Here is a 12,553-nt window from a genome sequence, read left to right as displayed (position 1 = left end):
GTCGAATGTAGAGATGAATGATGGATTTTTTGAGAGAAAAGGTTTATTGGGCAATGTACTTTCTCCCGATTCCGAATAAAATTGTATTCGCTATCACCGCACAGCCCACGATGATAATCGCCATCGTGAATGGTGTGCCATCAAAAAGCAAACCCACTAAGGTAGCACAAACGGCACCCCAAGCCATTTGAATAGAGCCTAGCATCGCAGAAGCTGTTCCGGCACCCCTATGAAAAGGTTTTAGCGCGAGGGTCGCTACGTTAGGGAAATTGAACCCTTGGCAACCCATAATTAGGAATAAAAGACCAATGTTCACTTCCATTGAGAGCAAATCTAATTTCGCTAAAGTGGCTAATATAATGCCTAACACCAATTGCGTGGGTAAGGTCACTCTCAAAATCTGTAAGCTCGAATACTTTTTCAATACGACGCGATTTAACTGACTAGCGGAAATAATACCGGAGGCTACGATCGCAAAAATGAAACCAAATTTGGACTCATCCACCCCATAATACGTCAAGAAAGTGAGGGGAGCTCCACCTACATAGGTAAAAATACTACCCGCACCAATGGCGCCAGTAAAAGCGAAAACCAAGTATTCTTTCTCCTTAAATAATGCCTTATAGGCTTGTAAGATAGTAGAGATTCGGAACGGACCACCGTGCTCGCGATTGGTCTTCTCCGGCAACCAAGATTTGATCAAGAAAATGATGACTAATAGGATAAAGGCTAAGACTAAAAAGATGGCTTTCCAACTCGCAACCGTCAACAATAAACTACCTAAAGACGGCGCTAAAATTGGCGACACCCCTAAAATTAAGATCATTAAGGACATCACTTTAGGCCGCTCTTTTTCCTCAAATGTTTCGCGAATAACCGCGTTAGGGGCGACCATTCCCACACTTCCGCCGAGCGCTTGGAACAATCGGAAAATGACTAACATTTCTACTGATGTAGCGAAAGCACAAGCAATTGAACTCAGAACATAAATCGATAGACCTAAATAGAGCACGTTTTTGCGACCGAAATGATCTAATAAAGGGCCACTAATTAATTGTCCTAAACAGATCCCGAAGAAGAAACTGGAAAGCGTATAACCCATCTCCTCTTGTGAGCAGTTCAGGGCAAGGGCGATGTTTTTGAAAGCCGGTAAATACATGTCAATGGACAAGGGTCCAATGGCTGACAAGATTCCAAGTATTAAGATAATTTTCGTGCGGTTCGCAGAAGTAAGCATTATAGAGGGGGTATTTTAGAAGACGCAAAGGTACGCCTAATAATCCTAAATTAATACCCCGGCACTCGCCTGCAGCGCATAGATCGTTTTAAACAGGTAGGCTTTTAGTTCGGTTAATTTCTCTGCCGCCTCCATCGCTTTCGTCTCCCGGCTATTGATTAAGAAGAGAGATGATTCCCCTTGGGCGAAGCGCGATTCCTCTGCTTTTACGAGTGCTTGGTAGTTTATTAATGCCTTCTCCTGCGTCTGAATTTGCTTTTTCAAACTCTCGACTTGGTTTACATATGCACTCACTTTGACCTGAATTTGTTGCTTTTTCTGTGCTAGATTAAGCGACTCTTCTTGGATTTTTAGTTTTGCCAAAGCGTAATCAGCCCGGCCTTTCGAGAGGCGTAAGGGCATTTCAAATTTGATCCCGTATTGGTAATTATTTTCGAATAAGGGACGCACCTCCAGGCTAGGAGTGAGGCCTTTGGACAAAGCATTATAACTCACATCGAGTTTAGGCAGCAGACTTTGGAACTTCAATTTCTTCTCCACTTGTAAGCCCTCAATTTTGAATTGATAAGCGCTTAAATCTGGATGGTTTGCATAGGCTTTTTCTAAGAGCGAGCTAAGGTTTAAATCGAAGTCTGCAATCCAAGCGAATTCATTCGTTACTTCGGCGGGTTGCACCTCGGTTGACAATTCCTGCGGCGTGTTGTTCTCCTGCCATAAATAGACCGAAAGAGATAAGCGTGCGTTCTCTCTCTCCACCCATTTCGCTTGGTACAGGTTGTCAAAATATTGCTTTTGCGTAGTCGCCTCTAGCGTATCGACCGCTGGTCTTTCGCCTAATTCCACACTGCGTTTTACGAACGAAACGCGGACCTCGGCTATCTTCAGATTTTGGTCTACAATTTTTAAAACGCGCACGCTTTTTACCCAATTCCAATAGGATGCCATGGCATCGGAAAATAGATCATTCAAGATGCTTCTTTGTTGTTGTAGCGCCATCTGATTCATCAGCTTTGCTTGTTGTAAACTAGCTCTGCGCTGATCCATTAGCAGGTTTTTAGCTAATGGAATGCTGATGCCGATGTAGCTGGTTTCTCCTAACGTTTGGTTCGGGTTTAAGCGGGAACCACCTAGGTTTTCCATCCCCGTACTTAACTCGATACCATACCACGTAGGAATACTTAATTCAGGGGCGTTGTATTCGTAATAGTTTTTCCCATCAAAGGTTTTTTGCCCACTGTAATGACTCAAAACAGGATCGAAGCCGCCTCTGGCCTGTAAGATTTGCGCTTCCGATTTTTGCACACCGATGCTCGCCTGCTTCGCGAGTGGGTGGTAGGTTTGCACGATTTTTAGAAACGCCTCGGGGTATAAAATGGGCGTTTGGGCAAAGCTAGCAAAGCTGAGAAACAAGAAGAGAAGACTATTTTTCATCCTTTTTTACCGTATAAAAATCCGCTGGGAAGCCATTGATATTTCGCCATAATTCGTACCAAAGTGGTACATCATTTAACAAGGCAATTCCTTGCGCACCCGCACCCATTTTGATTTGCTTTGGCCACTTCTTCTCTTTCGGATTCTCCACCACAATCACCCGGAACATCCCTTTTTCATCGATGTTATTTTCGACAGCACGTACCTTGCCAGCAAAGGTTCCGAAGCTCTGATCCGGCCATCCCCCTGCAAATATGATAGCAGGAAAGCCGTCAAAAATAAAGCGCACATCCTGTCCAGGAGACATTAAAGGTAAATCCACAGGTCGAACATACATCTCCACCGCGTAATTCGTGTTTTGCGGAACAATGGTTAATAGCTCTTCGCCGTCTTTCAAAATTTCGCCAATACCCGCCTTTTTCGCATTGATTACCTGCCCACTTTGGGGGGCTAAAATGTAGTACATGCCATCTCGAATCGTATAACTTGTGACTTGATTTTCCAATTTTGCAACATCCCCTTTCCCGGTTTCGATCATACCTAAACTTTGGAATTTTTCTCCCTCCGCTTTGTTCATTTTCTCACTGTATTCTTGGTCGACACCCCGCAATTCAATTTTCGTATTTTGAATTTCTTGGAGGGTTTGGTTTACCTTATTTTCAGCAGTGGTTTTTTTCGCTAAGGAATTCTGCATGGATGCATTTCGCTGCTGAAATTGTGTCTGCGAAATCAATCCCTCTTTGTACATTTTTTGATTACGTTCAAACTGGTCTTTCACTAAATTGTACTCATTCGAAGCAGCCTCAAACTCCGCTTTTTCCCCGGTTAATTTTTGCTGCAAAGCCGTGATCTTGTTTGTTAATTGATCTTGCTTTAAAGCTTTTGATGAACGCAAATTGGCGATCTGATCCTCTGTGGATTTCACCTTTTGTTCGTAATATGAGACTGTCCCTTTCTTCGCATCTAGCTGCTCTTGCGTTCTGGAGATTAGTTTCGGATCCAAATATTCTGCTTTGATCTCTGAGATCTTAGCTAGGGTATCGCCTTGCTCTACAAAGTCCCCTTCCTTTACCCACCAACGGCTGATTTTTCCTGCAATGGGGCTGTAAATCTTTTGTGGTTTTTGCTCTTGATAAAGGCTGGTGATCTGGCCTTTCGAACGAATGTTTTGGGTCCAGGGCAGGAAAAGTACCCCCAGCATAATGAGGCCTAATCCGATTAACCAAGGCTTCGTCGCAGGTCCTTTATCGCGTAGATAAATCTGATTAAATGACTTAAACTTTTCCATTATTGATCTCTATTTTTTTGCCAAAAAGCACATCCTCATTCGTTGCTATAATTACAGTAGCGGCTTGGTTTTTTAAATAAGTTTGGATTCTATCTGCAATCTCAGGTTCTAAACCATTCCAAGGATTCTCCAATAGTAGCAATCGCTTATCTCCGCAAAGTGCGCGAAGTAATACTATTTTCTTTACGATGGTTTGGGGAGTTTTCTTACCTAGCGGCTCTAATTCTGAATCAAAACCGAGCGAAAAGTGATTCAAGAAATCTGCAAACCCTAATGCATCTGCTGTCGCTAATATTAAGGATGGGCTAATCTCTTTATTACCTAAGCTAATGTTTTCCCAAACAGTTCCACCAAAAACCTCCTGGTTTTGAAGTAATATCCCTATGTGTTTTCGTAAGCTTTGTAGATTATAGTTTTTAATAGGAACCTTATTGATCAAAAGTGTTCCTTTAAAATCGATATAATTTCCAGTTAAAACGCGCATCAAGATTGATTTACCAGATCCTGCAGGACCTACTACTTGAATCTTTTCGCCCGATTGGATGTGCAAATTACTAGAATTTAAAACCGGCTTGCCTGTTTCGAATTCAAAGCTGAAATTCTTCATTTCAATCTCTAATCCTACCTGCGTATTCAGTTCTAAATCTCCACTTGTCTCTAATGGATTATCCGTCACACTAGCTAACTTCTCTAGTCCCGTTATTACATCATAGGCGCTATCTAGGCTAGTAATTAGCTTTTCCACGGCTCCTATCACTAGCATAATCACGATTTCTGCCGCGACGAATTCCCCTACGTTTAATTGTTGATTAATTAACAGATAGGAGCCTAAGGTTAACATCAAGGTAGTCAAGGCCACTTTGAAAAACAGAAGGGATTTGTATTGAAATAAAAGCACGTGAAAATGCTTTGTTCTAGCCTCTAAATACCCGCTCACATTTTCGTCTGTTCGGATTAAGTTTAAGTCAGAACCTTGGCTAAATTTAAAGGTCTTTATAGTACGTGCGATTTCCCCAAAAAATCCTGCCACACCATATTTATAGTTCGATTCCTCGATACTGGTTTCGATCCCTTTTTGGGACGTGTAATATAAAATCAGTCCTAATAAGAGTAGCAAAATAAGCCCTAATATGATAAATAGCGGATGATAAAGTGATAAAAGGATAATACCAAAGAGTATCTGTACCGTCGCCACCGGTATATCCAATAAAAGCTTTGCAAAGCCTTTTTGAATATTTAAGGTGTCAAAAAATCGATTCACTTTCTCCGGAATATGGTATTTATCCATCTGCTTTAAATCCAATTGAGGGATCTTGTCCGCAAAGGCATAGGCATAATTGGCAAATATTTTCTGTTGAATCGACTCAATGATTTTCATCTGGTTGATTTGAAATAAACCCATCAGAAATACACCCAAAACGACTAAAAAGATGAGCACATAAATGGAAGTAACCATGGTGGCCCCCATTACTAAACCAATGATGGTTTGAACACCTAATGGTAAACTTAAATTGACAATACCGCCCAAAATGGAAAACAAGTAGATCGAAGTGACCTCCTTATTGTGATCCCCTATCAGGGCTTGCACTCGTTTCAATGGACTAATTTGTTGCATAACAATTCGTTTTCTGATGCAAAACTAAAAATACTTTTTTAAATAATAGTAATACTATTATTAATAATTGTTAAAATATCTTTTGTGTTAGTATTTCTATTATTAACTTTGGGGAGTTCAAATAAGTAAACCATGGATTATTCACTTAGTTTTAAGGTCAACGAGAAAATCTATTTACGAGATCCTGAAAGTACGGAATTAGGCAAACAGATCGTCAAAAATGCGATTGACTTAATTCATACCTTAGGTTTTGAGCATTTTACCTTCAAGAAGTTAGCGAAGGAGATGAACACGACAGAAGCAACAATCTACCGCTATTTTGAGAATAAACACCGGATGTTATTGTACATCTTGAATTGGTATTGGTCTTATATGGAATACTTGGTGGTGTTTCAATTGCAACCTTTGGCAAATTCAAAAGCTAAACTAGAACGTCTGATTGAATTATTGACGCACCCGTTAGAGGAGAGTGAAGGTCAGTCGGATTACAATAAAAAGTATTTACACCAAATCGTCATCACCGAAAGTAGCAAAGTCTACCTGGTGAAGGAGGTCAAAGAAATCAATGAGAATGCCGTATTTAAGCCCTATAAAGATCTTTGTGCGCGTATCTCGGAATTGATTCAATCACACAATCCCGCCTACGAATTTCCTCATTCATTGAGCAGCACACTAATCGAAACCGCGCATTCACAGCTGTTTTTCAGTCAGCACCTGCCTAAATTGACAGACGCCGGGAAGAAGCACAAGACGGAATTTGTCGCGCGTTATTTGAGGGATTTATTGTTCAAATCCTTGCAGGCTTAAGCCAGAATTTTTTAGCTTTATCTCATGATAAAGCTACTCTCCCTCTTCCTTGCACTTTCATTTTCTTTGCAGGCTTTCGATAAGCCGGCCTACGTATTATATAATGCAAAGGGCAAAAAGGTTTCCTATGAGAAGATGCTCAAGCATCTGAATCAGCAGGATGTGGTGTTGATAGGGGAGTTGCACAATAACCCCATTAGCCATTGGTTAGAATTAGAAATCACGCAAGCCTTATCGGAAAACCGTCAATTGGTGTTAGGCGCGGAGATGTTTGAACGCGATAATCAGGCTGCTTTAACCAACTATTTGCAAGGGAAGATTACAGCCAAAGGGTTGGATACGTCGGCTAGACTTTGGAAAAATTACAAAACCGATTATGCGCCTTTAGTGAATTTAGCTAAAGAGAAAAACCTGCCTTTCATCGCCACCAATGTGCCTCGAAAATACGCGAGTCAAGTCTCGCGTGGAGGGTTTGAAAGTTTAGCAAGTTTGACATCAGAGGAAAAATCATGGATCGCCCCCATGCCCATCGCATACGATGCAAATCTTCCCGGCTATCAAAAAATGTTGAAAATGATGGGCGAACATACTTCGCCTAATATGCCCAAAGCGCAGGCCTTGAAAGATGCGACGATGGCCCATTTTATATTCACAAATTGGAATCCAGGATTCCTTTTCATCCACTATAATGGCTCCTATCACTCGGAATATTACGAGGGAATTTCCTGGTATTTAAAGCGCTCAAAAGCAGATATCAAGATCGCAACTATCGCCACCGTTTCTCAAAAAGAGATCGATTCCCTGCTCCCAGAGCATCTTTTAAAAGCAGATTACATCATCTGCGTAGAGGAAGACATGACGGGGACTTATTAGGGCACTGATTGCAAAGTGCTATTATTTGACGAAATAGTGCTATTCGAACTATAATGATAAGGATAGATTTGCCTTCGTATTCAAACGAAATAAATCTGTTAACCTTAATCATTATAAAACTATGTCAACTGCAAGACCCACCTTTAAGTCACATTATGACAACTTCATTGGAGGTAAATTCGTAGCTCCTGTAAAAGGAGAGTATTTTGAAAATTACAGCCCAGTAGATGGGAAATTAATCGCGAAAGCGGCACGTTCTGGGAAAGAGGATATCGAGTTAGCTTTAGATGCGGCTCACAAAGCATTTGAGACTTGGGGAAAATCATCGGTGAATCACCGTTCTTCCATCTTATTAAAAATCGCTGATAAAATTGAAGCGAACTTAGCTTATTTAGCCGCTGTAGAAACCATCGATAATGGTAAGCCCATCCGTGAAACGGTAAACGTGGATTTACCTTTAGTAGTGGATCATTTCCGTTATTTTGCTGGATGTCTTCGCGCAGAAGAGGGAACTATTTCAGAGCATGATGAAAACACGGTAAGCATCTGCTTGCACGAGCCTATCGGTGTAGTAGGCCAAATCATTCCTTGGAACTTCCCATTATTAATGGCAACATGGAAAATCGCACCTGCCTTAGCAGCGGGATGTTGCACGGTGGTTAAGCCAGCTGAGCAAACACCTACTTCCATTATGTGTTTACTAGAGTTGATCCAAGACATTCTTCCAGCAGGAGTTTTAAACGTAGTAACGGGCTTTGGTCCTGAGGCTGGAAAGCCATTAGCGCAATCGCCTCGCATCTCCAAAGTTTCTTTCACAGGTGAGACAACGACTGGTCGTTTAATTATGCAATATGCGTCTGAAAACTTGATTCCGGTAACCATGGAATTAGGAGGTAAATCACCTAACATCTTCTTCCCATCGGTCGCAGATGCAGACGATGATTTCTTCGACAAAGCCGTAGAAGGCGCGGTGTTATTTGCCGTAAATCAAGGCGAAGTTTGTACGTGTCCATCACGTATTTTAGTGCATGAGAGCATCTACGATAAGTTTATGGCTCGCGTGGTTGAGCGCACAAAAGCGATCAAAATGGGTGATCCGTTAGATCCTAACACGATGATGGGCGCTCAAGCATCGAACGATCAATACGAGAAAATTCAGTCCTATTTGAAACTTGGTGTGGAAGAGGGAGCGGAAGTATTGTGTGGTGGTGATGTGCATAAATTACCAGGCGATTTAGCGAATGGGTATTACATCCAGCCTACGTTATTCAAAGGAAATAACAAGATGCGTATCTTCCAAGAAGAGATCTTTGGACCAGTGGTTTGTGTTGCTACGTTCAAAACGACAGAGGAAGCGATTGAAATCGCAAATGACACATTGTATGGTTTAGGTGCGGGTGTTTGGACACGTGATGCACACGAGTTGTATCAAGTGCCACGTGCGATCCAAGCGGGCCGTGTTTGGGTAAACTGCTACCATGCTTATCCAGCGCACGCTCCATTCGGAGGCTACAAGAAATCTGGTTTCGGACGAGAGACACACAAGATGATGTTAGGTCACTACCGTCAGACGAAGAATATGTTAGTTTCTTATGATAAGAAAAAATTAGGGTTCTTTTAATTTGATTTCTGAATACATTTGTCGCAGGGTGATCTTCGCCCTGCGACTTTTTTTATAGCCTATGACACCTCGTGTACTTATTTCGGATGAAGCGATAGCGGTTGTGAACCAGCTGAAGGAGCGTTTTGGAGAGTTGATGTTTCACCAAAGTGGTGGTTGCTGCGACGGATCTCAGCCCATGTGTTTTGAAAAAGGCGATTTCAAAATAGGGGAATCGGATGTGTGTTTAGGTACGATTGAAAATACGGAATTTTGGATGAGTAAAGACCAGCAAGAATACTGGCAGTACACGCAATTAACCATTGATGTAGTATCCGGTCGTGGCTCTTCTTTTTCGTTAGAAATACCTATGGGGCTTCGCTTTATAACAAAATCTCGCTTATTTACGGATGAAGAGCGGGCTAATTTGACGCCTTTAACTTACCTGAGCTGATTCATTTGTTGGTACTGTTTTGGAGTCACTCCTTCATGTAGTTTAAAGGCCCGAATGAAGTAATTTGCATCTTCAAAACCAGCCTCGTAACACACGTTTTTGATAAAGATGTTTTGGTCTTTTAGCAAGGCCTTGGCCAGCTTAATTCGCTCCATAATAATCAATTCTACTGGCGAAATTCCCAGCTCGCGTTTGATCATTCGGTACATCGATGCCGGGCTCATTCCGGATTGTTTTGCGATGTCTTTTAAGTTAATTTTTTGTGTAATGTTTGCGCGAATTAAGAGCAAGATATTATTCAATACGGGGTTAGGCGTTGCCTCGATTCCGCGTTCGATGGATGTAATGGATTGCGTCTGAATGATGTGAATTAATAGCTCTTGAATCGCGAGATCTGCGAGAACATCCTTGGTGATGGACGTGCTTTGGCAGACCTGAATCAACTTATTAATCGTGTGTGCTAGATCCTGATTATTATAGAAGAAATAGTTGCGGTCATCTAGTTGCCAAAAATTCGCCAATCCCTCTTTCGGATAACGCTCATTCAAAAAATCCAGCGTATCCACGATCTTCTTATTGTCAATCGCTAAGGCCAAACACTGGGTGGGATTATTCATCTCAGCCTCTGGGAAGTCGATTTTCATCTCCACATTCGCTGGAATAATCACGGATTCCCCAGGCAAATAATCGAAAGCCGGATCATCAAAAAGGTGCATGACCTTTTTCCCGCGCAACATGCTCGTCACCACTAAGTCATTAAAAGCGAGGGGAACCAAAGCCGACTGCTGGTAGGTCTCAAAGAGATTCAACTCGCAGTGATCGAGGTTATAAATAGTCCGATTTTCAACTAAAGTCTTGAGCGAACGCTCGTGCGTTAGCGCCGGAGCATCAGGAGCTATCTTGTTTGTTTTCATGGGGTTAACAGGTCGCGAATTACCGCGTATGCAAACCCAAATTAGTAATAATTTTTAAACAAAAAAATGAATCCTGACCTACTACCTATTTGAAGATCTTCGTTCGTGCATCCTGAATCACCCCTTTCCAGTTCATTCCAAAACCGAAGTCATAGCGATGACCTTCCGAGTCTAAGTGGCATTCCATATCAAATGGCACGTCTTCTTTTTGCTTTTCCACGATGCTCATATTCGCTGGCATCTGCATCGGTAACAAGGCTTGTGGTTCTGCTTTTCCTGCTAATATTTCCAAGATCGCTTGGTCTTGCACGCCAAAACTCGCTAGAATCGCATCCGCTTTTCCTTCAAATTCTGCGAACACCATCGGGTTCGACACGTTGACAGAAACGATGACTGGTTTGCCATTCATTTTCGCTTTGGTCTCTTCGATTAATTGGATGTCCGTCACGTTACGCGACTTCACCGTTTTACCTTTATAGCTTCTGTTCGTAAAGTTTTCCAAAGGATCTCCACCCGCAATACTCACCTCACGCGCATCGTTTGCCGTGTAATCGTTGTATTGAAGTGAGATAGGCAGGTAACCGTTACCGCCTTTGGCCACATCTTCTTTATCGTAACCGATACCACTTTTCGGATTCTCGATACACACTAAAGCGATGTCCGCTTTCGACGCGTCGTCTGTCACGTTAAAGTATTTCTGTACCAGTTCAATGTTGATAGGGAAGTCATTCGAAGCTGGAATCGGGAAGCCCAAAAAGTGGCGGGACGCTGCCACGAAACGTTTCGGAATGTAGAGCGTTTTCTTCTCTTTAATAGGCAACAAATTCGCCTTGTTTTTCAAGAGCACAATCGATTGCAATTGTGCTTGGAAACCCGCTTGCATAAACTCCGGCTTACCCACCGTCGCTTTTGTTTCTGCTGGATTCACGTACGGATTTTCGAATAAACCCACTTGGAAAATATTGCGTAATAAACGTACCGCAGATTGTTCCATTCGCGCACGCATCTTCGCCTCGCCATGCTCTTTCACTCCCATCGCGTAAGCATCGATGATCGGTTTCATATCGTTATTTCCCCCAAACTGATCGGCCCCCGCCATCAATACTTTATAATGACGTTCCGCCATATTTAAGTTCTCTACGCCCCATACTTTGCCGTCGATGAATACGTCCATCGCCTTGTGATCGCCGGTCACTAACCAGTCTGTGCAAACGACGCCATCGTAGCCGTATTTATTACGCAAGAGGTCCGTCACTAAGTATTTATTGTAGTTGTTTGCGACGTTTTCGTTTGTTTGGTTCCACGAGATCGTATAGTAGGGCATTACGGCAGCGGCTTTCTTCGTGTTACCTATTAGTTTAAACGCGCCTTCCGTAAACGGAATCAAGTGTTCGTTAAAGTTATTTCCTGGATAAACCGCAAACTTCCCGTTCGCATAGTGCGCGTCGCGACCCGCTTCGCCTGCGCCACCGCCTGGCCAGTGTTTGACCATCGCGTTCACGCTTAATCCACCCCAGTTGTCTCCTTGAAATCCGTTGCAATACGCTTCCCCCATAGCCGCAGAAAGCTTTGGACTTTCCCCAAAAGTCCCATCAAAACGACCCCATCTTGGTTCAGTCGCGATGTCTACTTGGGGCGATAAGGCTGTTGCAATCCCTAAAGCGCGGTATTCTGCCGCCGCGATGCGTCCGAATTGTTGAATCAAGGCAGGCTTGAACGTCGCCGCCATTCCTAAAGATGAAGGCCACATGGAAATAAGTCCACCGGCCGCTGCATTAAATTCTGCCCGCGCGGAAGTTCCGTGACGCGGATCTGTGCTGTTATTAGCCGGAATTCCTTTGCCCACTGATTCACAAAAGGCTTGCATTTTATTGTTCCATTTCGCCGCATCCTCTGGGCTCGAAACCGTCGTCAATAAGACGTGACGCAAATTGTCTGCTTGTAAAAATTTCTTCTGTTGATCTGTTAAATCCGAGGCATCCATGGTCTTTGGGTCAAAAGGCTTGCCGCCATAAGTCCCCGCAAAATAGCCATCGGGTCTTGCTGGAACCGCTTGGTGTCCGGAGTACAACATCAAACCAGCGATTTCTTCTACGCTTAATTGCTTCGCTAGATCTTTGGCCCGCTCGACTTCCGGTTTTCTCCAATCCTCGTACACATCCAATTTCCCGTTTTTATTCAGGTCTTTGAATGATAGGCCGTCTTTTTGAATGATTTTGGCCTGATCATAGCCTAAAGTAGGGCCATTTTTCTGCTGAATAAACTGCTGTTGACTGAATGCCACAGTCGAAATCGCGAGTAATCCGAGGATCTTTTTCATGTAGGGAGTAGGAT

10 protein-coding genes are annotated in these 12,553 nt (G+C 42.8%); 4 read left to right on the top strand and 6 right to left on the bottom strand.

All coding sequences use genetic code 11. The features are described 5' to 3' along the window. Positions 1–43 precede the first annotated feature (43 nt). Genes SKC37_RS06975 through SKC37_RS06960 form a run of 4 tightly spaced genes read right to left on the bottom strand, consistent with a single transcriptional unit; the run spans position 44 to position 5,571 of the window. Positions 44–1,237, bottom strand: a complete 1,194-nt coding sequence (locus tag SKC37_RS06975) for a multidrug effflux MFS transporter (RefSeq protein WP_377980786.1) — start codon at positions 1,235–1,237, stop codon at positions 44–46. Positions 1,238–1,282: 45 nt separating this feature from the next. Next, positions 1,283–2,668: a TolC family protein gene (locus tag SKC37_RS06970; protein ID WP_377980785.1), complete on the bottom strand. Its 1,386-nt coding sequence runs from the start codon at positions 2,666–2,668 to the stop codon at positions 1,283–1,285. After that, the gene (locus tag SKC37_RS06965; RefSeq protein WP_377980784.1) at positions 2,658–3,956 is read right to left on the bottom strand and encodes an HlyD family secretion protein; all 1,299 of its coding nucleotides are present in this window, start codon (positions 3,954–3,956) and stop codon (positions 2,658–2,660) included. The genes SKC37_RS06970 and SKC37_RS06965 overlap by 11 nt, the downstream gene beginning before the upstream one ends. Beyond that, positions 3,943–5,571 (bottom strand): peptidase domain-containing ABC transporter, encoded by a 1,629-nt coding sequence (locus SKC37_RS06960; protein WP_377980783.1) that lies wholly within the window; start codon positions 5,569–5,571, stop codon positions 3,943–3,945. The genes SKC37_RS06965 and SKC37_RS06960 overlap by 14 nt, the downstream gene beginning before the upstream one ends. 132 nt (positions 5,572–5,703) lie before the next feature. Here SKC37_RS06960 and SKC37_RS06955 point away from each other — a divergent pair, with 132 nt between their 5' ends. The 4 genes from SKC37_RS06955 (at position 5,704) to SKC37_RS06940 (ending at position 9,305) form a co-directional block, all read left to right on the top strand. Then, entirely contained in the window at positions 5,704–6,378 is a 675-nt protein-coding gene (locus tag SKC37_RS06955; protein WP_377980782.1) for a TetR/AcrR family transcriptional regulator, read from the top strand. A gap of 24 nt (positions 6,379–6,402) precedes the next feature. Next, positions 6,403–7,251, top strand: coding sequence for a ChaN family lipoprotein (locus SKC37_RS06950; RefSeq protein WP_377980781.1), 849 nt, complete (start codon positions 6,403–6,405; stop codon positions 7,249–7,251). A gap of 121 nt (positions 7,252–7,372) precedes the next feature. Beyond that, complete coding sequence (locus SKC37_RS06945) at positions 7,373–8,872, top strand: aldehyde dehydrogenase family protein (protein ID WP_377980780.1); 1,500 nt, start codon at positions 7,373–7,375, stop codon at positions 8,870–8,872. A 61-nt stretch (positions 8,873–8,933) separates the two neighbouring features. Continuing rightward, on the top strand, positions 8,934–9,305 hold the full coding sequence (locus SKC37_RS06940; protein ID WP_377980779.1) for a DUF779 domain-containing protein: 372 nt from the start codon (positions 8,934–8,936) through the stop codon (positions 9,303–9,305). Here SKC37_RS06940 and SKC37_RS06935 read toward each other — a convergent pair. Further along, the gene (locus tag SKC37_RS06935) at positions 9,293–10,219 is read right to left on the bottom strand and encodes an AraC family transcriptional regulator (RefSeq protein ID WP_377980778.1); all 927 of its coding nucleotides are present in this window, start codon (positions 10,217–10,219) and stop codon (positions 9,293–9,295) included. The genes SKC37_RS06940 and SKC37_RS06935 overlap by 13 nt on opposite strands. An 85-nt stretch (positions 10,220–10,304) precedes the next feature. After that, positions 10,305–12,539 (bottom strand): glycoside hydrolase family 3 protein, encoded by a 2,235-nt coding sequence (locus SKC37_RS06930; protein ID WP_377980777.1) that lies wholly within the window; start codon positions 12,537–12,539, stop codon positions 10,305–10,307. Between the last annotated feature and the right edge of the window lie 14 nt (positions 12,540–12,553).

It is taken from the genome of Aquirufa esocilacus (assembly GCF_042715595.1).
In the GTDB taxonomy this organism is placed as follows: Bacteria; Bacteroidota; Bacteroidia; order Cytophagales; family Spirosomataceae; genus Aquirufa; species Aquirufa esocilacus.
The sequence above is the reverse complement of the archived record's forward strand: the minus strand, read 5'-3'. Positions and strand labels throughout refer to the sequence as shown.